The organism is Ruegeria sp. CDSA034 (assembly GCF_059612275.1).
In genome coordinates this window covers 188,943-212,674 of sequence record NZ_JBXWQH010000007.1, presented here as the reverse complement: position 1 = coordinate 212,674, position 23,732 = coordinate 188,943, and the positions used below count along the sequence as shown (strand labels likewise).

Here is a 23,732-nt window from a genome sequence, read left to right as displayed (position 1 = left end):
GTAGATTGAAACTACGGCGAGCCTGATCCTCCTAAGCCAATCAAACGCTCGTGTTCCAAATCATTCGATGACGGACACTTCCGCCAGAGCGAATGGAGGCTAAAATTCAAGGTTGGAGCACCACTTACAATGCTCCAAACCAACCCACGAAAATCGAAAAAATTATTCGAAGTAATACAGGCGACCTTAGTGCGTCATTTGCCCGTGGAAGAACCGCGCCAGATGTGCGGCGGCGAGCGATAATCGTAACTTCGTCACTCAGCAAGAAGGCAGTCGAGGCCGCGTTTACCGACATTCAGAATGGACAGCGACCATCTCACTCGTTTGTTCAATTGTATTGGCTACTGCAGTCTTTCTTCTCGGCATGCACCGAGGTAGGCGCAACAGGGTCAATTGTTTGTCAACCTTGAATCGGCCGTTAGCTTGTGCCGTCTTTCTGCGATCTGATAGCTACAACACGAACCTCGCCAACCTAAGGCATAGATTGTCTGCTGCAGATCATCTATCGCGTGGGCTCAGCTGCTGCTGATCGCCATTTCTTTAAACTAGAATTGCTTTTGCGATTCACGCTCTGGCCGACCACAACAGAGCCAATAACTATGGCTGCTCCTATAGACTGAGTGAAACTAAGCGTTTGTCCCAAGTATACCCAGCCCAGCACGACAGCTGTAACAGGACTCATCATGCCGAGCATCGAAACTGCACTGGGGTCCAGGCGCGCTATGCCACGAAACCAAAGAGCATAGGTTGCTGCAGCACCTATCAAACCGAGCCAGATAAGGCCGGCGACATTTGTCGCGCTGAGCGCAGGGAGAGGTGGCTCAAGGAACAGTGCGATTGGCAGCAGTATCAAACCACCGGCTGTTAATTGCCACGCTGTGAAACTCAGCGCCGAGACCGGAGGTTGCCATTTCCGGCTGAGAACAGTGCCAGCTGCCATTGACGCAGCTCCTCCCAAACCCGCTGCTATACCGATCCAATCAAGTTGTGCTTCTGGTCCGATCAGCAGCAGAGACACACCCGTTACGCCAGTCGCGGCGGCGCCGAGTGCACCAAGTCGGATTGGGGTTCCCAGCCATCCCCACGCCATCAAAATCACGATCATCGCTTGCAACGATCCTAGGGTGGCCGCCACACCACCGGGTAACCTATACGCAGCAACGAAGAGGAGCACCCAAAACAGAGCGAAATTGAGGCTGCCTAAGACGAAAACTCGACCGAGCCAGTCGCGTGGCGGAACGCAGCGCGTCACTGCAAGCAACAACAAGCCAGCAGGCAGAGCTCGTAAAGCAGCCAGGGTAATAGGATAGCCAGCCGGGAGCACTTCCGTAGTTACCAGATAAGTGCTTCCCCATACCGCTGGGGCGAGGGAAGTAAGAAGAGTATCGGTTGAGCGTGACATAGTATGTCTCCCGGCTGAGGCGTTTGAGAATTTGAGTGAGACGTCAGAGGCGCGCGGATTAAGCTGCTTCCGCTTGCAGGTTTGATCCAGCGAGACACGCTACAATCCTTGCAACATGAGCACCCTGGAACCGCGCTCCGGCCAGGTCAGTTTCGGTAGGCGTGCGTGAACCATCAGCGCCGGCGATCGTTCCGGCACCATATGGTGCGCCGCCAATGATTTCGTCTGATGTAGTCTGGCCAGCAAATGTGTAGGGCATTCCGGCAATCAGCATCCCAAAGTGTTGAAGCGGGACTTGCGTTGTTAGAAGGGTCGCCTCGTGCCCACCATGTTGCGAACCCGTAGATGCAAAAACCGCCCCGACTTTACCAACCAGAGCATTCCTGGCCCAAAGCCCGCCAGCCTGATCCAGGAACGACTTCATTTGGCCGGCCATCATGCCAAATCGGGTCGGTGTTCCTAGAATAATTGCATCATAATTTTCCAGATCTGCCGGCAAGGCGATAGGCGTATCATCGACGACATAGCCAGCCTGCTGGCGGATTTCCTCAGGGACAGTTTCGGGCACACGCCGAACGTCAACTTCGATGCCGGGAACACTTCTGGCACCGTCAGCTTCGGCATCGGCCAATGTGCGGACGTGGCCATAGCTTGAATAGTAGAGAACGAGAATACGTGACATAAGAGAACCTCTCAGGACTGTGACTTGTTCCCTGAGAGAATGGAATTTGTTGCGCCGCCAATTAAGTCGCGTTCTTTGACATCACTCTTTACCTGTATTGAATAATGTCAGGACCTGAGAGCCAGACGCAGATGATCGAGAAAGGCCGTGACCTTTGCATCCATTCCCAAGCGAGATGCTGTAACGGCGAATACTTCCGGCGCAGGCAGTTCGTGGTCAGGAAGAACTCTCACCAAGGCCCCGCTGGCTTCGGGAGCATCAGAAACGAACTCAGGCAGGGTTCCTATACCTTGTCCCGCTATCAGCAGATCCCGCAAAACGAGGCTGTTGCCGACCCGCACGCGCGGATCAAGCTCTAATGTTGTGACACCTTCGGCGGCCGAGAGCTTCCAGCTCGTCAAATGATCAGCAAGCAAAAAGCCGATAATCGCGTGGTTTTTCAGATCCGCCGGCTGGGTCGGAGTCCCGCATCGCTCCAAATAGTCAGGAGACGCAAATATTCTTTGCCGCATCACGCCGATCCGTAGGGCAACAAGTGCCGAATCCGGCATGGCAGCACGGATACGTATCGATAGATCGAACCCGCCCTCGACCATATCGATCACCTTGTCGTCCATCGAAAGAGTAAATCGCAGATCTGGATAGGTTTCCAAGAACTCTGGAAGCATCGGTGCAATAACGGTTTGTCCGAAGGAACTTGACGCATTCACCCGAAGGTGCCCACGCATCGCTTTTGCACCTTCCCTGATGGTCTGTTCCGTTTTTTCGACCGCGTCGAGAATTCCAATTGCATCTTGGTAAAAGAGACTGCCGGTGTCAGTCAGTGACATCGATCGGGTCGTTCTGGTGAGGAGGACGGTTCCCAGACTTTCTTCCAGAAGCTTGATTTCTCTGCTGAGAAGCGCAGGAGAAACACCAAGGTCTTCCGCCGCACGGGCAAAGCTACCGCGTTCAACGATACGGCGAAAAGCTTGCATGACTGACAGTTTGTCCAACTCCAGGCCCCCGAGCAGTTTTTTGAGCCGCCCAGTTGGGCGTAACGAACTGCAAGTTATACGACTGCGTCACTGGTGCGAAGGGGCGACGCACCTGTGGTGCTGGCGTTGATCTCCGGGCGGTTGCCAGAAAACAATCATCGGTCTATTTTCGTTGAGGCTAGGAGTTAGTGACTATGGCAAAATCTAAGAATCCGCATACACCGAAAAACGTTCCAAGCCGGTCGAACAATGAAAAGTCGGATCGCCCTGTCGAGAGCAGGCCCATACCAGTTAGCGACGCTGTTAGTGAGCCAACTCGACAGGAAAGACTCATGGCGATTGCAAAAGATGCGGAACGACGCCTCAAAGGTTCAATGAAGCTGCTCTCTTGAAGTCGCAATAGGATCTTCCAAAGGAATTACAGCACATACAATCGAAGCACTGCCTTCTTTACGCTGCACCGCAAGTTACCGGCTCTCCAATGAGTGCATAGAAGCAACGGAGCATATAAGAGGTCTGGTAAACACAAGCGCAAATTGGGTGCCGCCGCTGAGCACTCCCTCCTACGATTACCCCTCTACACACGCGCATCTCTTTCCTCTAGGCACATGCTCATCTCTTACACGCATTCTCTCTATCGGTCGCTCTCTAGGCGTCTCTTACGTGTGTCCGTTCTCTTAGGGTGTTTCTCTCTAGGTGCATCTATTACCGCTCTATGTGCAATCGTCGGTATTTCGTCTCCGGAGTAGCTCAATAGCTTTGCTGGCCTAGACCTGTGTGTTTGCTCTCTATGAGGTTTTAGCTCAGGCGCTCTCTACGCTGGCCTGAGTTGTGTCCGTCTTCTTCTATGTGTCAGGTGTTAGCTGGCCTGTGTTTCGTCGCTCTGTGCGCTTTTCTGGCCTTGGTTCGGATGTGTTATTTTCAGAGAGCCATGTTTTATTGGGTTCCTCTGGTTCAAAGGTTTACATTTTGGTCTGAAAAACTGGTTTTGAGCCGAAATCCGTCAACTTAATGTAAACTTAGTGTAAACCTTTTGGCCTGAAATCGGCTGCTTTTAGAGGTATAAGGTTTACATTCCGTCGATCCCGGGAGAGCGGATGTAAACCTTTGTCAACCTTATGCAACCTCAGTTCAACCAGCGAGGGACCCGGCGAGGCAGGGTTCACGAGCCATTCCTCGCCGCAATCTCGAAAACCCATTCCATTTTTCTTTGTGAGGTCGACAAAGGCGCCTCAATAGCTGCACTCTCCGTAAGGTAGGCTCAGGATCACTTCCGTTGCTCACGTCACGGAGGAACCGCAACCAGGCGCGCTCATTCAATGTCAGGTCGTCTTTCTGGTCATACATGGCACCTACTTCCCGAAGATGGTCTTGATCGCCGTCTCTGACCGGCTGGTCAACCGAGGATCGGCGTTGTTGGAGGCCTTGCGAATTGCTTTCAGCCAGCCAAGTTCATTCGACGTGACAGGTTCTCCGAACACCTCGACAACTGCCTCAGCTGCAGTCAGGCCGATCGACTGCTCAATTGAGAGGCGCATAAGGTAGGCAGCGTCGCATTCCAGAGCTTTCGCCAAAGCCGGGACGCGATCCAATGCCACCTTGGAACTACCCTGCTTGATCATCGTGATCATGTTCGGGTTGACGTATCCCACCTGCGCCGCGATCTCGGCTTGGCTCTTGGTAGGTTTCAATTCGAGCACCCTCCGTTCGACATACTTCGCCATCCGGGTGTCTCCATACGGTTTATTTGTCATCGCTATCCTCTCAGAAGTGATGCAGCACGCGCTGCATGTCTCTGATATAGCGACGGTGAGAATGGGAAATTGCGGAGGGAAAAAATCAATTAACTAAAATGTTTAGCCGATTGGCAACAAGTCATTCTAACTGGGCCCATCTATCCGGGCGGAAAAACAGCGGTCTTTTTTACCGTTCCATAGACAAAGCTGGTATCGATCGAGGCTATCCCACCGATAGGATGAATTCGGTGACGAATAAATTCCTCGTAGGCCTCGAGATCCGATACCAAAACCCGCAACTGGTAGTCCATTGCCCCGGTAAGAACATGGCATTCAAGAACTTCATCGATCATCCGAACCCGCTTTTCGAAGTTCTGAACGTCCGTTTCATTGTGTCGCTCCAACCTGATACGCACGAAGACGGTAATGGCCATCCCATACGCTGCAGCGTCAACGTCGGCACTGTATCCCTTTATCACTCCGTTGGCTTCAAGGTTTTTGACCCGGCGCAAACACGGTGAGGGAGACAAGTTCACCTCGTCAGCAAGATCCTGGTTCGTCATGCGCCCGTCCCGCTGCAGCGCTCGAATGATTTGCCTGTCCTTAGCGTCCACTCTACCTTCTTTCTTAGCAGAATCTGCCAACATTGACTCTCGGGTTGGCATACTTTGCAATCATTAACTCAAAACTAAGGCGCAAACTAGCTCCAACATGATTCAGGAGCTTGTAATGACTCGTTCAACCGGATTTGCCACCCGCGCCATTCACCATGCTTATAATCCACTGGAAAATGACGGGGCGCTGACACCACCGCTGCATTTGACGTCCACGTTTACCTTTGAAACCGCCGAAGCTGGTGGAGAGATGTTCGCCGGCGAGCGTGAAGGTCATATCTACAGCCGTATTTCAAACCCCACATGCGACCTTCTTGAACAACGAATTGCCGTGCTTGAGGGGGCCGAGGCCGGGCTAGCTCTTTCAAGCGGCATGGGGGCGATCACGGCAGTGCTTTGGACCCTGCTGTCGCCAGGTGACGAAGTCATCGTGGACAAAACGCTCTATGGCTGCACCTTCGCCTTTATGCGTCATGGTTTGGCGAAATGGGGTGTCACGATCACACATGTCGACATGACAGACCCTGAGAACCTGAAAGCAGCCGTTTCTGACAAAACCCGCGTTGTCTATTTCGAAACTCCGGCCAATCCGAACATGCGCTTGGTGGACATCGCCGCAAGCGCCGCAATTGCGCATTCGGTCGGTGCAACGGTCGTCGTCGATAACACTTATGCCAGCCCGTATCTGACCCGCCCGATCGAGCACGGCGCAGATATCGTTCTACACTCCGCTACCAAATATCTCGGCGGGCATGGAGACGTGGTCGCTGGCTTGGTTGTAGGAACCGCTGAACAGATTGCTGAAATCCGCCTTGTTGGGATGAAGGACATGACAGGTGCAGTGATGGCGCCTTTCAACGCGATGCTAATCCTGCGTGGTCTGAAAACACTAAACCTGCGTCTGGATCGTCATTGTGCTTCTGCCAAGGTCGTCGCGGAATTCCTCGAAGCGCACCCTGCCGTTGGTGAGGTTTACTTCCCCGGTCTTGAGAGCTTCGCACAGCACGATGTAGCGCAGCGACAGATGTCCCAACCCGGCGCTATGATAGCGTTCGAGATCAAGTCTGGCCTGTCCGGTGGAATTGAATTCATGAACCGCCTGAACATGATCCAGCGCGCGGTGTCCTTGGGCGATGCGGAAACACTGATCCAGCACCCGGCATCGATGACTCATTCGACGTATACGCCCGAAGAACGGGCCGAGCATGGGATAAGCGATGGCCTAATCCGCCTGTCCGTCGGGCTGGAGGATGTCGAAGATATCCTTGCAGACCTGGAGCAAGCTTTGCCCTACCCTGCCCGCAGCGCCGCCTAAACCCGGAGACCACCATGCACATTGATCCCACCCAACTGAAGATCGTCGAACAGCGCCTGCTGTGGTTGTCTCATTGGGTGATCCACCATTCCAACCACGTCCGACCAAAGGTGGATGGGATCAAGATCGGTGGCCATCAGGCTTCGTCTGCTTCGATGGTATCGATCATGACCGCGCTCTATTTCTCAGCCTTACGCCCTGAGGACCGGGTTGCAGTCAAACCTCATGCTTCGCCGGTGTTTCATGCGATGCAGTATCTCATGGGTAATCAGACCCGCGAAAAGATGCAGAATTTCCGCGGATTTGGGGGTGTGCAAAGTTATCCAAGCCGGACAAAGGACATTGATGATGTTGATTTCTCGACCGGGTCGGTGGGTTTAGGTGTCGCGATCACCTCGTTTGCCTCGATCATTCAAGACTACATCAAGGCCAAAAACTGGGGGTCCGACGCGCCAATGGGACGTATGGTTGCCCTGGTAGGCGATGCCGAACTGGATGAAGGCAACGTCTATGAGGCATTACAAGAAGGCTGGAAAAACGACCTACGCAACACGTGGTGGATCATCGATTACAACCGACAGTCGCTGGACGGTATCGTCCGGGAAGGACTGTTTGAACGGATCGAGAAAATCTTCGATGCTTTCAGCTGGGATGTCGTTCGCGTGAAATATGGTGTCTTGCAACGCGCTGCCTTCGACGAGCCCGGCGGCGACCGGCTGCGCGACTGGATTGATGCCTGCCCCAACCAGGATTACTCCGCTTTGACTTTCATGGGTGGTGCGAATTGGCGGCAGCGTCTCATGGACGATCTGGGGGATCAGGGGGATGTGACCGCTCTGATCGAACGGCGCACGGATGCAGAGCTCGCGGCCCTTATGGAAAACCTGGGCGGCAACTGCGTCGAGACCATGGCCCAAACATTTGCCGACATCGATCATGATCGCCCGACATGCTTCCTGGCCTACACAGTCAAAGGATGGGGCACCCCAATTGCAGGCCACAAGGACAACCACGGCGGGCTGATGAACAATAGCCAGTTCGCCGCGTGGCAATCGCATATGGGTGTGCCAGAAGGCGAAGAATGGGAGCCACTTGCGACAGTGCAAGACCCAGACGCGCTCAAGGATTTTCTGGCCAGCACCCCGTTCTTTGCCAAAGGTCCGCGCCGCTATTTTGATGACAAGCTGGATGTGCCGCCAGTTAAGATCGACACCAATCGCGAAATCTCGACACAGATGGCGTTTGGCAAGATCCTTGACGATCTATCAAAAGGCGACAGCCCATTGGCTGAACGCATAGTGACATCCTCTCCGGATGTGACAGGCACGACAAGCCTTGGTCCTTGGGTGAACCGGCGCAAACTGTTCGCCCGATCCGAGCAAGCCGACGCCTTCATAGAACACCGGATCCCTTCGACGGCGAAATGGGAATTCACGCCGGAGGGGCAGCATATCGAGCTTGGTATCGCCGAAATGAACCTCATGTTGCTTCTGGGAGCAGCGGGTCTGTCGCATTCCCTGTTCGGTAAGCGGCTGATCCCAATTGGCACTGTCTATGACCCATTTGTCAGCCGCGGCCTCGATGCGTTAAATTACGCCTGTTATCAGGACGCGCGTTTCATGCTGGTTGGCACACCTTCGGGTGTCACACTCGCACCAGAAGGTGGAGCACACCAATCCGTTGGAACACCGCTCATCGGGATGAGCCAAGACGGGTTGGCCGCTTTTGAACCCGCCTTTGCTGATGAACTGGCGGTGATTATGGAATGGGCCTTCGACTACCTGCAGCGCGATGGCGAAGGGCAGCCCGACGAGCGCACATGGTTGCGCGATGAAACCGGAGGGTCTGTCTACCTGCGCCTGACGACCAACCCGATTGAACAGCCCGGCAAACGTGTCGACGACGAGTTCCGCCAAGGTGCCATTGATGGGGCCTATTGGTTGCGGAAACCCGGACCCAATTGCGAAGTAGTGGTCGCCTATCAAGGAGCAGTCGCGCCGGAGGCAATCAAGGCCGCCGGAATGATTGGTGAAGGCCGTCGCGACATAGGGGTATTGGCCGTAACATCCGCAGATCGCCTGAATGCTGGATGGACCGCCGCGCAACGAGCGCGTTCTCGCGGTAACCAAGCGGCACGCTCCCACATCGAAACCCTGATGTCCGACCTTCCGCCACACTGCAAGCTTGTCACAGTTATCGATGGTCATCCTGCAACTCTATCCTGGCTCGGGGCAGTGCTTGGACATCAGACTATCCCAATGGGTGTCGAGCATTTTGGTCAGACCGGAACAATCGGCGATCTCTATCGCCACCACTGCATTGACGCAGATGCTATCCTGGAGAAAGTGAATGGCCTGACCCATGGCAGAACTCTTCACCGTGCATAAGTGGGCTTGATCTGGGCAATAATGCATAGAACAAGCCAGCACTGAACATAGACCAAGACAACTAGCGGACCATGTAGACAGTGCTCTTAGGTTCAATGAACCTGCCGAACCTGAACTTGGCTGGTTTGATTGGCGATAACGCCTGAAAAACAGGTCTCCTTTGACTAAAAATCAATAACTTGGCCCTCTGCACCGGTCTTCGGGAGGCAGGGGTCGGAGGTTCGAATCCTCTCACTCCGACCAATAAAACAAGGCGCCCAAGGGCGCCTTTGTTGTTTTCAGGACAGTGATCCAAATTTCGCTGAACCCGAGCATTGGCCGAACTCTATCGCATTGGCAGCTTTACGCAGGTGCTCGGGGCTATTAGGTACGCGGCGTCGCATTCCGAAGCTTTCGCCAAAGCCGAGACGCGATCCAATGCCACCTTGGAACTGGCCGCAAGGCGGTTCGTAGAAACGTTCCGGGGCTTTCAATCCAGACCGGACCATTTGATGTCTACCAACCACTTTTTTGCGGCCAAAATCGACGCTCGCCCAGTTTGGTCGACATGTGACAACAGCCATACATCGCGGGCGACCGGATTTGTCTGATCATCAAGTAAGAGGGCGCGGAGCCTTTTGTCGCCATCCGCGATTAACGATGGCAGCAGTGTTTTCCCTAGACCATTTGCCGTCGCTTCCAGTGCGGTTTCGACGTCCGCCACCCGGATATTGGCACGCCGCGTGCTTGAAGCAGAGATCGTTTTCTCAAGCCATTTGGCCTGCGGCAGGCTGGCGTTGGCATCATCATAGGTGATCCAGCCGAGATTTTCCGCGTCATCTGCTGAGATCTTTCGATCTACATATACGCCAAATTGCAGCTCACCCAGTTTCTGGGCCTTAATGCGAAAGCCACCCTCGTATGGGCGGGCAAACCGCAGGGCCAGATCCGCCTCACGCCTGGAAAGGTCTAGATTGTCCGAGCTTGGAAACAGCTCGATCGTCAATTGAGGGTGCAACTGGCCAATCACGTCAATTTGGGGCACGAGAACGCGATTGATGATGACCGGTACAGAGGTGATCCGAACGACTCCTGACACGTGATCTGCCGTCCTGTCTGCACGTAATTGCAGCGCCCGGTTCGCGGACTCCATGGTTTCAGCGTAGCTGAGAATGTCCAAGGCAGCATCGGTGGGTTCATATCGTCCCGCAGCGCTACTTAGAAACAGGGATAGGCCAAGATCAGATTCAAGCGCCTTGACCCTGCGTGCCACTGTTGTTTCGTTCACCCCTGTCGCCTGTGCGGCGGCTTTCAGCTTGCCGCCGCGAAAAAGGGCTAGGAAATATCTGAGATCATCCCAGTTTGTGCTCTGCATTTCTGCAGACTAGACTGGCAAAATATCCAATTCAATCGGCGAAACTGCTGTGCATTAATGATGGTGTTCCAAATAGGAGAACAGCTTATGAATTTCATCATTCTCTTCGAAGATGCACCGCAAGCCGACCCTAGCATCCGTAAAAATCATATGGCGCAGCATCTAAGTTTCCTTGAACGTCACGCAAGTAAGATTGAAGCGGCCGGTCCGTTGTCAGATCCCGAAAAACAAGGGCGCGATGGGCTTTGGCTGGTCGATGTGGACTCAATAGAAGACGCAGAAAGTCTAATCAAAGAAGATCCTTTCTGGGAGACAGGTTTACGTGCGTCCTACTCAATAATCCCCTGGAGGCTGGTTTTTTCGGCAGGGTCGCGACTGATCTAGAAACTGTATTGCTTTCGGCGGCCAAGAAGAACAGTCGCCGGATAGCCCAACAGCAAAGATGGATTTTATCGACCTTTCTCGGCGCTGCACGAACGGTGGCCCCCGGAATTGTCACATCATAATTTTCGCAAATAGGCCCAGGACACATATCCCTTGAGCTGACGCGCGCGATCAAGCGACACACGGCACCAACGGGTGCCACCAGTTTGTTCGCAACTGTGAACCCGCAGGGCGGTTCCATTTGGAAGCCCAACGATAACGATATACCCCGTTCCCGGCCCAGCACGCATTTTCAGCATGTCACCCTCTTCGACACCAAAAACCTCGTATCGTCCAAGTGAGGCCGCTTTTGCAGCCTCAGTGGTTATAAAGATCCCTAGAACAAATACCGCCAGGTGAAAGAAAATTGCGTTGCGCATCGGTTTTTCCTGCTTGTTGCCTCGGACATCATCTTAACGAACCGGATCGACAAGCGGAACGATTCCAAGCAATAACTTTAGGACGCCGACCGGTGTCCAAAGTGTGCTTAGCCTGAAATAGCGCGTCGTAAGGGCAAAACGGATGTTTAGTTTACGGATGTTCTCCCGGCACTTGGCCTTCGGCTGCGTTGGTTTAAAACCTGTATTGGTTGTCCTCATCCGCTCCCCGGACGTGCAGCGTCCGAATGCATGGCTGACGCAGGTCCTCACCTACGTTGGGGGCATCGGTCGGACTTCATCGCCTAGCTTCAGGAATTTCCGCGCCCGGTAGCCTTGATCCGCAGGCCTCCATGCCGTTGAGACTGGGTTCGAGGTTTTCAAGAATTCTACTGCCGGATCTCGGTATAATCGTATTGAAGAAGGTTTCGCCCGGCATTCGGAAATTGAACTGGGTACAGTGATGAAACAAAACCGGTAAATTTCCAAAGCGGTACCTTGAAACCTGGGCGGCAATTGTATACCGGTGCATACAAATATGATCGAGCGGGTTGCCCCACGCCTCTCAACAGCAGCAGATTCACACAAAGCGGAAACAGCCATGAGCCAGTATTCAGACTACTTGGATGAAATTGAAACGCGCAAAGAACAAGGGCTTAGCCCGAAACCCATCGACGATGGTGCGCTGGTCGAGGAAATCATCGAACAAATCAAGGATACTGGTCATCCGCATCGCGCAGATTCGCTGCACCACCTGATTTACAACACGTTGCCCGGCACAACCAGTGCTGCGGGTGCGAAGGCAACGTTCCTGAAGTCCATCATCGTCGGCGAGGTAACTGTTGAGGAAATCTCGCCAGAATTCGCGTTCGAACTTCTGTCCCACATGAAGGGCGGACCGTCGGTTGACGTGCTTTTGGATGTTGCATTGGGCGACAAGCAGGACGCAGCGGTTCAGGCGGGTGAGGTTCTGAAAACTCAGGTATTCCTGTACGAGGCTGACACAGACCGCCTGAAAGCCGCTTATGAGGCGGGCAACAAGATCGCTGCGGATCTCCTTGAGAGCTACTCCAAAGCCGAATTTTTCACCAAGCTGCCCGACGTGGACGAAGAAATCCAAGTTGTCACATATATTGCAGCCGAGGGTGACATCTCCACTGACCTTCTGTCGCCAGGCAATCAGGCGCATTCGCGTTCCGACCGCGAGCTGCATGGCAAATGCCTGATTTCCGAGGCCGCACAAAAAGAGATTGAAGCGTTGAAGTTGCAGCACCCCGACAAGCGCGTGATGCTGGTTGCGGAAAAAGGCACTATGGGCGTTGGTTCGTCGCGGATGTCGGGGGTCAACAACGTGGCGCTTTGGACCGGCAAGCAAGCCAGCCCGTACGTACCTTTCGTCAATTTTGCACCTGTCGTGGCCGGCACAAACGGCATTTCGCCCATCTTTTTGACAACCGTGGGCGTTACCGGTGGTATCGGTGTCGACCTGAAGAACTGGGTCAAGAAAGTGGACGAGGATGGCCAGTCGATCCTCAACAACGACGGCAACCCAATCCTTGAACAGCGCTATTCGGTTGAGACCGGCACCGTGCTGACCATCAACACGAAAGAGAAAAAGCTCTATAGCGCGGATGGCAGTAAAGAACTGGTCGACATGGCCGGCTCATTCACCCCGCAAAAGATGGAGTTCATGAAAGCTGGCGGCTCTTATGCCATCGTCTTTGGCAAGAAACTGCAGACATTTGCGTGTGAGACGCTGGGCATCGAACTGAAGTCGGCCTTCGCCCCTGCGAAGGAAGTCAGCCATGAAGGTCAGGGGCTAACGGCTGTCGAAAAGATCTTTAATGCAAATGCGCGCGGAGCGACCCCGGGCAAAGTGTTACATGCCGGCTCTGACGTGCGCGCCAAAGTCAATATCGTGGGCTCTCAGGACACCACCGGTCTGATGACCAGCCAGGAGCTTGAGGCTATGGCTGCCACCGTCCTGTCACCCAGTGTCGATGGTGCCTATCAGTCCGGCTGTCACACAGCTTCGGTCTGGGACCTCAAGGCGCAAGCCAACACGCCGCGCCTGATGGCGTTCATGCACAAATTCGGCCTGATTACTGCGCGTGATCCCAAGGACGTGTACCACGCGATGACGGACGTCATTCACAAGGTGCTCAACGACATCACCGTGGATGACTGGGCCATCATCATCGGCGGCGACAGCCATACGCGGATGTCCAAAGGCGTGGCCTTTGGTGCGGACTCGGGCACGGTTGCGCTAGCGCTGGCCACGGGTGAGGCGACAATGCCTATCCCGGAATCCGTCAAGGTGACGTTCAAGGGCGAAATGGCACCGCACATGGATTTCCGCGACGTGGTGCACGCGACGCAGGCGCAGATGCTGGCGCAACACGGCGACAACGTATTCCAGGGTCGCATCATCGAAGTGCATATCGGTACGCTGCTGGCGGATCAGGCCTTTACCTTCACCGACTGGACGGCCGAGATGAAGGCCAAGGCGTCGATCTGTATCTCGAACGACGATACGCTGATTGAATCGCTGGAAATCGCCAAGTCGCGGATCAAGATCATGATCGAGAAGGGCATGGACAACGATGTTCAAATGCTGCAGGGCCTGATCGACATCGCCGACAAACGTATCGCCGAAATTCGCTCGGGTGAAAAACCGGCCCTGCGCCCTGATGACAACGCCAAGTACTTTGCCGAAGTCGTTGTGGATCTGGATCAGATCGTCGAACCGATGATCGCCGACCCCGATGTGAACAATGCCGACGTGTCTAAGCGCTATACTCACGACACGATCCGCCCGATCTCATATTATGCGGCCGAAAAGAAGGTTGATCTGGGCTTTGTGGGCTCCTGCATGGTGCACAAGGGCGACATCAAGATCGTGGCCCAGATGTTGCGCAATCTCGAAGACGAGTATGGCAAAGTCGAGTTCAAGGCCCCGCTTGTTGTTGCTGCACCGACGTACAACATCGTTGATGAGCTGAAAGAAGAAGGTGATTGGGCAATTCTGCAGAAGTATTCAGGCTTTGAATTCGATGACCTGTTCCCCAAGCAAACCGCACGGACCGAGTACGAGAATATCCTCTATCTTGAGCGCCCAGGCTGTAACCTTTGCATGGGCAACCAGGAAAAAGCTGCCAAAGGTGATACCGTATTGGCAACGTCCACCCGTCTGTTCCAAGGCCGTGTTGTAGCGGACAGTGAGACAAAGAAGGGTGAATCCCTTCTGGGTTCAACCCCGGTTGTTGTTCTGTCAGCCATTCTGGGTCGTACGCCGACACTGGAGGAATATAAGGTTGCGGTCGAAGGCATCGACCTGACCAAATTTGCACCATCGATGGAAGTTCCCGGTACTGCCCGTTCTGTGCATTTCTAGTACAATAGGGGGCGCGGCGAATGTTGCCGCGCCCGCTTTACCCCAACCTGCCCGAAGCTTGGAAAAAACGGCGCATTACAATGGGGGTCAGGTACATCGGGATCTGATAGGCCCCGATGAACACCAAAAGTGGCGCCGTTACCTCGGGTGGCAACGCAATCAGGAAAATCGCGACATTCCGGTTTCCGGCGATAATTGACAAAGCGGTGGCTTTTTCGGCAGCCACTCGGTTGCGTGTCAGAAAAAACATCACCAATTGCGCGCCGAAATTGGCCAGGCATGCGAACCCCACCCAAAAGGCCGCAAGCCCGGGATCAACAAGCGCAGTCGCGGTCACGGACGGCATCAAGCCGATCACAAAGACAGCGAGGGTGATCGTTGCCAACCCTTCAAGATTTTTGAGGGTAGTTTGTGACGGGTTTCTCAGAAACGCGAGGCGCAACAACACGGCTGCAACAGTCGCCCCCGCAATTGTCAAAAACAGGCGCAAGACGGCGATCAGAACGGATTGAAAGTCTCCCAACTCGGGTATCAGAACGAAGATGGGAAACACGGTCAACGGCAATACGGCGGTCCCGATCACCATCAGGCGCATGGCGTGCTCCGCCGGATGTCCCATCATCAGGCACATATTGGCACTTCCCGAGATGGACGGAGCCGCGGCCATGATCAGCAGCGACAGAAAGACCGGCGTGCCGGTCCACCCACCGATTATGCCAATAGTCACAACTAGTAGCGGCAAAACCAGCTGGAACGCGATCACTGTACTTGCCACCTGGCGCAAATCGACCAATGACCCCAACAACAAAGAAGGCTCAATTCTAAGGACCGTCAGAAACAGCAGCAGTGCGACAAGCGGCGGCAAGACCGCCTGCATCGGCTCGGCCAGCGCGGGCAGCAGCAATCCGGCGGCCAGCCCTGCGACAAGAACATAAGGACCGTTACGCGCCGCCAGATGAAGTGGGTTCAATGCCCCCTACCCGCCCGGGCTTTGCCTAAGGTTTTCCGGCAGCCATGTGGCCAGTTCCGGGAACCAGATCAGGACGAAGACCATCACCACCATGATCAGAAACATCGGAATTGCCGCGCGGGCGATATAGCTCATCTCATGGTTCGTCATGCCTTGCATCACAAACAGGTTGAAGCCTATCGGCGGCGTGATCTGCGCCATTTCAACGACAACCACGATAAAGATACCGAACCAAATGAGGTCGATACCTGCATCCCGGATCATCGGTTCCACCACGGCCATGGTCAGAACGACTGATGAGATACCGTCAAGGAAACACCCCAGAATGATGTAGAAGACCAGCAGGACCATCAAAAGCTCAAACCGCGTCAGCTCCCACCCGGCGATCAGGTCAGCCAGACCGCGCGGCAGGCCCGTAAATCCCATGGACAAAGACAGGAACGCGGCCCCTGCCAGGATCAGAGCGATCATCGCACTGGTCCGGGTGGCGCCCATCAGGCTTTCGGTAAACGTCTTCCAGGTCAGCGACCCCTGCCCTGCGGCCAGCAACAGACCACCGATCACGCCAAAGGCGGCGGCTTCGGTCGCGGTGGCATAGCCCAGATACATCGACCCGATCACCACCATGATCAGAAGGATTACCGGCAACAAGAAGCGTGAGTTCTTGAGCTTCTCAGAAAAGCTCAGTTTGCTCTCACTGTTTGGGTTCCAGTCTTTCCCGAATTTCGAATAAATTGCGACGTATCCCATGAACATCGTCGCCAGCACCAATCCAGGCAAGATGCCCGCAAAGAACAGTTTGGTGATCGATTCATTGATCGTCACGCCATACACGATCAGCGTCAGCGATGGTGGGATCATCAGACCCAGTGTCGCCGCGCCGGTCAATGTGCCGATGATCATTCGCTCGGGGTAGTTGCGTTTTCTCAGTTCAGGGATCGACATCTTGCCCACGGTCGTCAGTGTCGCCGCCGACGATCCGGATACTGCGGCAAAGACTGTGCATCCCACGATATTAGTGTGCACCAATCCACCGGGCAAAGGTGCCATCCACGGCGACAGTCCTTTGAACATGTCCTCGGATAATCGCGTTCGATACAGGATTTCGCCCATCCAGATGAACATCGGCAGAGCTGTCAGGGTCCAGGACGAGGACGCCGACCAGATGGTGGTGATCATCACGTCGCCTACGGGACGTGTCGTGAACAGTTCCATCCCGACCCAAGCAACGCCCATAAGCGCCAGACCGACCCAGACGCCGGTGCCCAGCAGGGTGAAAAGAACAAAGAGGAAGAGGATGATGACAGACAGGTTTTCCATGCGCTTATTCCCCGTGGCTCTGATCGGCTAGATCGCGGACGATACGGTGATTGCCACGGAAGAGGACGTGGACCAGATGATCGGTCAGGGCGATTGCAAGAATGACCCCGCCGATCAGCATCGCAGACTGCGGAATCCACAGCGCAGTCTTGTCCTGACCCTGGCTGATATCGTTGAACTTCCAGCTCCAATAGACAAAACGATAGGCATACCAGCAAAAGTACCACATCACCGCGGCACCCACGGAAAAACACCATATTTCAAGGATGCGGCGAACCCGATCGGGAACCGCATTGAGCAGGATCGACACACGAATGTGGCTGCCTCGGTTCAGCGCATTGGCAAATGCCAGAAAGGACGCGGCGGCCATGGCATAGCCGGCGTAATCAGGGGCGCCGGGAAAAACCTCACCGGTCCAGCGGGCCAGCATTTGCACAACGATCAGCAGCAAAATGGCGATCAGGCTAAGCGCTGCCAGAACCCCCGCCGCCTGATAAATGAAATCCAATACGGACCTTAGCCCTCGTAGTGCCGCCATGCTGTCCCCACTATTAGTTATTCTACGGAAACGGGCGGCAGGTTGATCCGCCGCCCATCTCTGGCCAATTACTGAGACGAATTGAACGCATCGACGATGGCCTTGCCCTCGTCACCTGCGGCCTCAAGCCACTCATTGGTCATAGTGACACCGATCTCTTTCAACTCGTTGGTCATCTGCTCGGACGCCGGACCGACTGTCATGCCTCCATCACGCAGACCTTGCAGGGTAAAGCCGGTGTATTCCTTGGCGCGCCAATTGCCGGCATATTCGGCAAGCTCTGCACAGCCCTTGATGACGTTCTTGTTGGCATCAGAAACGCCAGCCCAGATGTCTGAGTTGACCATGACGTAGTTGCGCGGCAGCCACGCGTCCACTTCGTAGAAATAATTTAGACTTTCCCAGACTTTGCGGTCATATCCGGTCGACCCCGACGACACCATCGAGTCCGCGACACCAGTGGCAAAAGCCTGGCTGATTTCTGCAGCCTCGATTGTCACAGGCAACATGCCGGTCAGTTCCGCCAAACGCGACGTGGCATTGTTATAGGACCGGAATTTGATGCCTTCCATGTCGGCGACAGAGTTCACCTCGTCTTTAAAGTACAGCCCTTGCGGCGGCCACGGCACGGCATAAAGCAACGTCAAATTCTGTTCAGCCAGCAGATTTTCAATCGAGGGTCTTGCAGCCTCCCATAGCTTGGCGCTGTCATCGAACGACGTTGCCAGAAACGGGATCGAGTCGAACCCGAAAAGTGCGTTTTCGTTTTGGTGACCGGACAGCAGGCGCTCACCAATTGGGGCTTGCCCGGTTTGAATGGCACGTTTGATGTCGGCGCCTTTGAACAGCGACCCGGACGGATGAGTAACGATTTCAATCTCGCCCCCAGTGCCTGTGGTCACGCATTTGGCAAATTCCGCACCCGTGGCCGAGTGGAAGTTCGACGCCGAATACGCCATGGGCATATCCCATTTCTCGGCCATCGCCGGTGCGGTTGCTGCGGCTGTCAAAGCGGTTGCCGCCAGAAGGCTTGTCAATTTCTTCATCTTTTTCTCCCTGTTTAATTTTGTTTGCCGGCTTGTGTTACCGGACATTTCTTAAGTCGCGTAGCGAGACGGCGCATAGACGCTCATGTCTGCGTTTGGGGTCCTGCCCGCGATCATCTGCGCGAGCAGACGTCCTGTTTTTGGCCCGCCTGTCAGACCGATATGATGGTGGCCAAACCCCATAAATGCTCCGTCAATTCCCGGCACTTCGCCGATGATCGGGATCGAGTCCGCCGGTGCGGGCCGGTGCCCCATCCATTCTACTTCGTCCTTCCATGTCACGCCCGGAAAGGCCGCCCGGGCATTCTTGCGCATCAGTTCGAACGGCGCCCTTGAAGGCGGCGCGTCCAGCCCGCCGAATTCGACAATCCCGGCCAGCCGAATGCGGCCATCCATCGGCGTGGCGACGAACTTGCCCGAAGCAACCATAACCGGACTTTTTGGCATCGCGGAAGGTTCCACCAATTCAAGATGATAACCACGTTCTGTCTCCAGAGGAACAGAAACGCCCAATTTGCTGGCCAGAGGCCTGGACCAGACGCCCGCAGTGACAATGGCAGTGTCACAAGCAATTGTCTCACCAGCGGTCCGCACGCCGGTGACCTTGCCGTTATCGTGTACGACATCTTCAACAGCAGCACGGATGACCCTGCCGCCGTTGGCCTCGACATGTGCGGCGAGGTCTTTCACGTACCGCCCAGGATCGGTGATGTGTCCGTGATCAGAAAGCTTGGCAGCAAACCCGATATCTTTGCTGTAGATCGGGTCGTAGGCGTGGAACGCGGCACCCTCTAGTTCTTCCCACTTGAACCCGTGCTTGCGCCGAACACCCCAACCAAAGGCATCGCCTTCGAAATGCTGGCGGTTTTCGTACAGGAACAGGTAGTCGGATGGCATAATCCATTTCTCGGCCGCCGTACCCTGAGCCAGCGCCTGATGATCGTTTAGGCTGTCTCCGACAATGGGGGTTAGCGCGGCCGCGATACGTTCGACGTCACCTGCGTTTGCGTGTTTCAGATAGCGCGTCAACCACGGCAAGAGCTTGGGTACATAGCCCCATTTCATGAACAGAGGTTGCGACGGGTCAAACAGCATCCTTGGCGCTTTCTTAAGCAGCCCCGGCACTGTGACCGGAATGATCGAGCAAGAAGCCAGCACACCGCCATTGCCATGCGAGGTGCCCTCTCCGGGGCCGGCCTTGTCGATCAAGATAACATCATGTCCGTCACGTTGCAGCCAGACGGCGGTTGAGACACCAACTATACCGGCACCGATGATGGCAATTGTCTTTTTTTCGCTCATGCCGCCACCGCTTTAGAAACAGCATAGTGGTTCAGCTTTGCCTCGTCTGGCTTCCCTCCAAGACCCGGTGTGTCAGGGACTATGACCTGGCCCCTTTTCACCTCGAAAGGCTCCTCAAGAATGTCTTCTGCCAAGAAATAAGAGGCCTGATAAAACTCGCAGCCCAGCGTGACTTCCGGTGTGGCGGCGATCATGTGAGTGCCTGCCATATGTGCCAGACCTGCCTCGAACATATCTCCGCCATAAGCACTCAGGCCGTGTGCGGCGGCCATGCGAGCGACCGTTTGCCCGCGCGTCAATCCTCCGGATTTCATGATTTTGACCGAGACACCGTCGCAGATCCCTTCGCTTGCAGCCCGTTCCATGTCCTCGGGGCCAAAGACGCTTTCATCAGCGAGTAGCGGCACATCCGTCATATGCCGCAGCTTCGCCATCATGCCGTAGTGATGTGCGCGTACCGGTTGTTCGATGAAATCGGGATTGAACGATGCCACGTCCCGCACCTGCGCCGGAGCGTCCTCAATTGACAGGCCTTGATTGTAATCCACCCGCACGGAGAACTGTGGAAAATGTTGCGCCAGATGCTCGAGCCTCATGATATCAAAGGCATGGTCCTTGAACCCTGTCTTCAACTTGACGATCCGCACGCCGTCGTCCTCCAATCGGGCCACAAGATCTATATCCTGCGCAAAATCGGGGTTGGCGATAGAGCAGCTTAGCGGGATCGCGTCGCGGCATTTCCCTCCCAACAAGGCCCAGACCGGAACGGCGCTGATCCTACCCGTCAAGTCAAGCAATGCTGCTTCCAACGCCGCCTTGGCCTCGGTGCAATGCGCCACCGCATATGCAGCCTGCGCCATGATCGCAGCCCTGTCGGCAACCTTGGCCCCCACCACCAACGGACGGAGGTAGCGATTCAGGGCGGCGTATGTCGCCTCTGGCGTTCCGGTGAATACGGACCAGGGCGAGGCTTCGCCATATCCGTGGCTACCATCCTCGGACGTCAGGCGAAGGACAACGACCTCGCACACGCCTTCGACAGATCCAATGCCGTGGTCCCGGCGGGATGTGACGGGCAGTTCAAGGTGCCACAGGTCGTAGCCGATGATTTTTTGTGATAGATCGACCATTCGTCCTCCCCAGCGGTAGGTGGAAGCCTGCCTTGACCTACATATCATTTCAAATACTATGTTTTCATAAGTCCATCATAAGAAATGATAGGTTAAGCTATGTCTCTGCGCTTTCGTCAGTTGCAGGCGTTTCACGCCATCATGGAAACAGGCACCGTAACTGGGGCCGCGTCGGTTCTGGGAATCTCGCAACCGGGCATCAGCAATCTGTTGGCCCAGCTGGAACGCGAGGCCCGGTTGCCCTTGTTCGAACGCAACAAAGGACGTCTTTTGCCGACGCCAGAGGCCGAGCTTTTGTATCGAGAGGTCGATACCGTGGTCCGCGGGCTGGATCACGTCGCGCAGGCCGTGTCGGATCTTCAGAACAAGCATCCCGGGCAATTGCAGGTCGCGGCGCCCCATTTGTTGTCGTTCGGTTTCATGCCGCGAGAGATTGCCCGTTTTGCCAGGTCACGCCCCAATCTATCCGTCAGCTTCCAGTCCCAGTATTCTTCGAAAATACAGGAGTGGGTAACCTCGGGCTTGTTCGAGATCGGCATCGTCGAGATGCCAATACTCCACGATACGCTGAACTATCAGGTCTTCCATTTTGAAACGATGGCTACGTTCCCTGAGGGTAGCCATTTGGCGGCCCATGACGTTCTGACACCAGAGCTGTTGGAGAATGAGCCGTTCATCGTCATGGGCCCCGAGCACCAAACCCATCGCAGGACCCGCGACATTTTTCTGACTGCAGAGCGTACCTGGCAGACGCGAATTCACACGCATTTGTCGGAAAACCTGCTGAGCTTTGTCAAACAGGGCATGGGCGTGGCGATGATTGATCCGTTCACAGTGACATTCGATGAAGAGGGCGGATATCAAACCCGCCCTTTCACACCAGCCGTTACGCTGGATCTTGCGATAATCACCGCAAAAGGACGCCCTTTATCAATGATTGCGCAGGAGTTTCTGGCCCAACTGACCCCGTCCATCGCGTCTTACGCCACCCATTCCGACACCGGTGCCGCAGCTTCGTGAAGCTGTTGTGAGTGGATGTCGACCAGCGTCGGGCCATCATGCTCAACGGCCTGCTTCAAAACTCTGCGCAGATCATCCGGGTCTTTCACTGTCCAGGATTTGACCCCAAATGCCGCCGCAACAGCGGCGTGATCGGTCCGATTGAAATCGACGTTGTAGTAACGCTGCCCAAAGCCTGCATCCTGACCCGCTTTGATCCAACCAAAGACTGAGTTCGAGAATACGATCGAGGTAATCGGCATTTTGTGCCGCACCATCGTTTCAAACTCACCGCAAGTGAAGCCAAACGATCCATCCCCCATAACGGACAATGTCTTGACCGATGGCCGACCTACATGGGCGCCCATGGCCGCACCTAGCGAATACCCCAACGCGCCATGTGCCCGATTGGTGATAAAATGCCGTCCCGGTTTGCGCCAGCGGTAATGGGCGCTGAAGTAAGGGCACGGGGTGCCCGGATCAGCGACAACAATCGCATCATCGTCCAGGATGTCTGCAAGAGCCGCCATTACGGCTTCGGGCCGGATCGGGGTGTCGCGACTGGCCGCAAGCGGTGCGAACGCTTGCAACTTGGCCTCCCAGGCGGCACGGGCTTGGGCCGCTCCACCAAAACCTGGCAGATCGTGCCGCGTCTCAAGCGACCCCGCCAAAGCCTCTAACGCCAAACGGGCATCGGCACAAATGGCGACTTCGGTCTGATAATTTGCGCCGATCACCATCGGGTCGCTGTCTATATGGATGATGGTGGCATCCCGCCCGGGGCTGCGCCAGCGTTCGGTCGTGACCGACCCAGCGCGGCAACCGACAAACATGACCACATCTGCCTGATCCACAACGGCGCGCGTGGCCGGAACACCACCGTTCGATCCGACGACGCCCAAGGCCAGCGGATCCGTTTCGGCAATGGAACCCTGACCGGAAACTGTTGTGGCAACTGGGATATCCAACAGGGTTGCAACTTGGCGCAACGCCTCCTCGGCCCCGGAAAGAACCGGCCCGCCGCCACAAACGATGACTGCTGATTTGGCTTTGGCCAGGATATCCGCGGCCGCTTCAATGGCATCCAGGTCCGGTCCTGCCCGTTCTGCGGGATAGCTGCGGTGGCGTGCATCCGCCCAAACCTCAGCCTCGTCCACTGGACCTTTCTGCGTATCAAAGGGCAGCGCCAGATGTGTGGCGCCCGGCGTTCCGGTCGTCATGGCCCGAAACGCAGCCCGCACCATCGCAGGTAAACGCGAGGCGTCGTCCAGAGACGCATTCCACTTTGCCAACGGCTTGAACAGCGCAGCCTGATCCAACTCAGTCAACGGGTATTTTCCGCGGCTGGTCGTCGCCACGTCAGAGGTGATCGCCAGAATGGGAACCGAGCTTTCGCTGGCCTCGATCACCCCCGGCAGTATGTAGGTCGCCCCGCCTCCGGACGGGCCTTCGCAGACGCCCGGCTTGCCAGTGACGCGTGCGTATCCATCCGCCATATAGGCCGCGTGACGTTCATCCCGGGTCAGTATGTGCTGAATACCATGATCCATCCGCGCTAACGCGTCATAGAAGGGCAGCGTTGTATCCCCACACAGGCCGAACATGTGTTTCACGCCGTGTGCTTCCAGCATGCGCACCATTGCCTCAGCACCTGTCAGATAGTTCGTCCCGGTCATCGCTGGCTTCCTTTGATTTTGACCTGCATACAGAACTGTATACAGATTTGTATATTGATTTCAAGAGCAGCCTGTGGCACGCCTTAGCAA

General features: G+C 55.3%; 19 protein-coding genes. 5 read left to right on the top strand and 14 right to left on the bottom strand.

All coding sequences use genetic code 11. The features are described from left to right. Window positions 1–502: 502 nt before the first annotated feature. The 5 genes from AC2FLJ_RS13830 to AC2FLJ_RS13810 all read right to left on the bottom strand — a co-directional run bounded on the left by AC2FLJ_RS13830 (window position 503) and on the right by AC2FLJ_RS13810 (window position 5,411). Complete coding sequence (locus AC2FLJ_RS13830; protein ID WP_496706316.1) at window positions 503–1,402, bottom strand: EamA family transporter; 900 nt, start codon at window positions 1,400–1,402, stop codon at window positions 503–505. A 58-nt stretch (window positions 1,403–1,460) separates the two neighbouring features. Beyond that, window positions 1,461–2,084 carry an NAD(P)H:quinone oxidoreductase gene (gene wrbA / locus AC2FLJ_RS13825; RefSeq protein WP_496706314.1) on the bottom strand — a complete coding sequence of 208 codons (624 nt, stop codon included), beginning with the start codon at window positions 2,082–2,084 and terminating at the stop codon, window positions 1,461–1,463. A gap of 107 nt (window positions 2,085–2,191) precedes the next feature. Beyond that, complete coding sequence (locus tag AC2FLJ_RS13820) at window positions 2,192–3,079, bottom strand: LysR family transcriptional regulator (RefSeq protein ID WP_496706312.1); 888 nt, start codon at window positions 3,077–3,079, stop codon at window positions 2,192–2,194. Between the two features lie 1,334 nt (window positions 3,080–4,413). After that, complete coding sequence (locus tag AC2FLJ_RS13815; RefSeq protein ID WP_496706310.1) at window positions 4,414–4,815, bottom strand: helix-turn-helix domain-containing protein; 402 nt, start codon at window positions 4,813–4,815, stop codon at window positions 4,414–4,416. A gap of 140 nt (window positions 4,816–4,955) precedes the next feature. After that, on the bottom strand, window positions 4,956–5,411 hold the full coding sequence (locus AC2FLJ_RS13810) for an Lrp/AsnC family transcriptional regulator (RefSeq protein ID WP_170554944.1): 456 nt from the start codon (window positions 5,409–5,411) through the stop codon (window positions 4,956–4,958). A 115-nt stretch (window positions 5,412–5,526) separates the two neighbouring features. Here AC2FLJ_RS13810 and AC2FLJ_RS13805 point away from each other — a divergent pair, with 115 nt between their 5' ends. Further along, window positions 5,527–6,726 (top strand): methionine gamma-lyase, encoded by a 1,200-nt coding sequence (locus tag AC2FLJ_RS13805; RefSeq protein WP_496706308.1) that lies wholly within the window; start codon window positions 5,527–5,529, stop codon window positions 6,724–6,726. 14 nt (window positions 6,727–6,740) lie between these two features. Beyond that, window positions 6,741–9,113, top strand: a complete 2,373-nt coding sequence (locus AC2FLJ_RS13800; RefSeq protein WP_496706306.1) for a thiamine pyrophosphate-binding protein — start codon at window positions 6,741–6,743, stop codon at window positions 9,111–9,113. 469 nt (window positions 9,114–9,582) lie between these two features. Here AC2FLJ_RS13800 and AC2FLJ_RS13795 read toward each other — a convergent pair whose 3' ends face one another. Next, complete coding sequence (locus tag AC2FLJ_RS13795) at window positions 9,583–10,467, bottom strand: LysR family transcriptional regulator (protein WP_282119411.1); 885 nt, start codon at window positions 10,465–10,467, stop codon at window positions 9,583–9,585. An 87-nt stretch (window positions 10,468–10,554) separates the two neighbouring features. Between AC2FLJ_RS13795 and AC2FLJ_RS13790 the strand changes: the two genes are divergently transcribed. Then, window positions 10,555–10,851: a YciI family protein gene (locus AC2FLJ_RS13790; RefSeq protein WP_496697858.1), complete on the top strand. Its 297-nt coding sequence runs from the start codon at window positions 10,555–10,557 to the stop codon at window positions 10,849–10,851. A 116-nt stretch (window positions 10,852–10,967) separates the two neighbouring features. Here AC2FLJ_RS13790 and AC2FLJ_RS13785 read toward each other — a convergent pair whose 3' ends face one another. Continuing rightward, a complete protein-coding gene (locus AC2FLJ_RS13785) occupies window positions 10,968–11,270 on the bottom strand; it encodes an SH3 domain-containing protein (protein ID WP_282119409.1) in 303 nt (100 codons plus the stop codon). Between the two features lie 598 nt (window positions 11,271–11,868). Between AC2FLJ_RS13785 and AC2FLJ_RS13780 the strand changes: the two genes are divergently transcribed. Continuing rightward, the gene (locus tag AC2FLJ_RS13780; RefSeq protein WP_496706303.1) at window positions 11,869–14,661 is read left to right on the top strand and encodes a bifunctional aconitate hydratase 2/2-methylisocitrate dehydratase; all 2,793 of its coding nucleotides are present in this window, start codon (window positions 11,869–11,871) and stop codon (window positions 14,659–14,661) included. A gap of 37 nt (window positions 14,662–14,698) precedes the next feature. On the opposite strand, the gene AC2FLJ_RS13775 is transcribed toward AC2FLJ_RS13780, so the two are convergent. From AC2FLJ_RS13775 to AC2FLJ_RS13750, 6 genes are all read right to left on the bottom strand, one after another. After that, on the bottom strand, window positions 14,699–15,631 hold the full coding sequence (locus AC2FLJ_RS13775; RefSeq protein WP_496706301.1) for a hypothetical protein: 933 nt from the start codon (window positions 15,629–15,631) through the stop codon (window positions 14,699–14,701). Between the two features lie 6 nt (window positions 15,632–15,637). Continuing rightward, entirely contained in the window at window positions 15,638–16,951 is a 1,314-nt protein-coding gene (locus AC2FLJ_RS13770) for a TRAP transporter large permease (RefSeq protein ID WP_058272117.1), read from the bottom strand. A gap of 4 nt (window positions 16,952–16,955) precedes the next feature. After that, on the bottom strand, window positions 16,956–17,489 hold the full coding sequence (locus tag AC2FLJ_RS13765; protein ID WP_058272118.1) for a TRAP transporter small permease: 534 nt from the start codon (window positions 17,487–17,489) through the stop codon (window positions 16,956–16,958). 68 nt (window positions 17,490–17,557) lie between these two features. After that, window positions 17,558–18,535 (bottom strand): TRAP transporter substrate-binding protein, encoded by a 978-nt coding sequence (locus tag AC2FLJ_RS13760; RefSeq protein ID WP_496697866.1) that lies wholly within the window; start codon window positions 18,533–18,535, stop codon window positions 17,558–17,560. A gap of 51 nt (window positions 18,536–18,586) precedes the next feature. After that, window positions 18,587–19,837, bottom strand: coding sequence for an NAD(P)/FAD-dependent oxidoreductase (locus tag AC2FLJ_RS13755; RefSeq protein ID WP_496697868.1), 1,251 nt, complete (start codon window positions 19,835–19,837; stop codon window positions 18,587–18,589). Further along, window positions 19,834–20,967 carry an enolase C-terminal domain-like protein gene (locus tag AC2FLJ_RS13750; protein ID WP_496697870.1) on the bottom strand — a complete coding sequence of 378 codons (1,134 nt, stop codon included), beginning with the start codon at window positions 20,965–20,967 and terminating at the stop codon, window positions 19,834–19,836. The genes AC2FLJ_RS13755 and AC2FLJ_RS13750 overlap by 4 nt, the downstream gene beginning before the upstream one ends. A gap of 99 nt (window positions 20,968–21,066) precedes the next feature. Between AC2FLJ_RS13750 and AC2FLJ_RS13745 the strand changes: the two genes are divergently transcribed. Next, complete coding sequence (locus AC2FLJ_RS13745) at window positions 21,067–21,987, top strand: LysR family transcriptional regulator (RefSeq protein ID WP_496706298.1); 921 nt, start codon at window positions 21,067–21,069, stop codon at window positions 21,985–21,987. Here AC2FLJ_RS13745 and AC2FLJ_RS13740 read toward each other — a convergent pair. Then, window positions 21,948–23,642 (bottom strand): thiamine pyrophosphate-binding protein, encoded by a 1,695-nt coding sequence (locus tag AC2FLJ_RS13740; RefSeq protein ID WP_496706296.1) that lies wholly within the window; start codon window positions 23,640–23,642, stop codon window positions 21,948–21,950. The genes AC2FLJ_RS13745 and AC2FLJ_RS13740 overlap by 40 nt on opposite strands. Window positions 23,643–23,732 lie beyond the last annotated feature (90 nt).

Coding starts and splice junctions, on each gene's coding strand:
- AC2FLJ_RS13755 (WP_496697868.1), bottom strand. CDS start 19,837: ATGAGCGAAAAAAAGACAATTGCCATCATCGGTGCCGGTATAGTTGGT.
- AC2FLJ_RS13805 (WP_496706308.1), top strand. CDS start 5,527: ATGACTCGTTCAACCGGATTTGCCACCCGCGCCATTCACCATGCTTAT.
- AC2FLJ_RS13750 (WP_496697870.1), bottom strand. CDS start 20,967: ATGGTCGATCTATCACAAAAAATCATCGGCTACGACCTGTGGCACCTT.
- AC2FLJ_RS13795 (WP_282119411.1), bottom strand. CDS start 10,467: ATGCAGAGCACAAACTGGGATGATCTCAGATATTTCCTAGCCCTTTTT.
- AC2FLJ_RS13815 (WP_496706310.1), bottom strand. CDS start 4,815: ATGACAAATAAACCGTATGGAGACACCCGGATGGCGAAGTATGTCGAA.
- AC2FLJ_RS13770 (WP_058272117.1), bottom strand. CDS start 16,951: ATGGAAAACCTGTCTGTCATCATCCTCTTCCTCTTTGTTCTTTTCACC.
- AC2FLJ_RS13760 (WP_496697866.1), bottom strand. CDS start 18,535: ATGAAGAAATTGACAAGCCTTCTGGCGGCAACCGCTTTGACAGCCGCA.
- AC2FLJ_RS13785 (WP_282119409.1), bottom strand. CDS start 11,270: ATGCGCAACGCAATTTTCTTTCACCTGGCGGTATTTGTTCTAGGGATC.
- AC2FLJ_RS13745 (WP_496706298.1), top strand. CDS start 21,067: ATGTCTCTGCGCTTTCGTCAGTTGCAGGCGTTTCACGCCATCATGGAA.
- AC2FLJ_RS13800 (WP_496706306.1), top strand. CDS start 6,741: ATGCACATTGATCCCACCCAACTGAAGATCGTCGAACAGCGCCTGCTG.
- AC2FLJ_RS13765 (WP_058272118.1), bottom strand. CDS start 17,489: ATGGCGGCACTACGAGGGCTAAGGTCCGTATTGGATTTCATTTATCAG.
- AC2FLJ_RS13790 (WP_496697858.1), top strand. CDS start 10,555: ATGAATTTCATCATTCTCTTCGAAGATGCACCGCAAGCCGACCCTAGC.
- AC2FLJ_RS13740 (WP_496706296.1), bottom strand. CDS start 23,642: ATGACCGGGACGAACTATCTGACAGGTGCTGAGGCAATGGTGCGCATG.
- AC2FLJ_RS13830 (WP_496706316.1), bottom strand. CDS start 1,402: ATGTCACGCTCAACCGATACTCTTCTTACTTCCCTCGCCCCAGCGGTA.
- wrbA (WP_496706314.1), bottom strand. CDS start 2,084: ATGTCACGTATTCTCGTTCTCTACTATTCAAGCTATGGCCACGTCCGC.
- AC2FLJ_RS13780 (WP_496706303.1), top strand. CDS start 11,869: ATGAGCCAGTATTCAGACTACTTGGATGAAATTGAAACGCGCAAAGAA.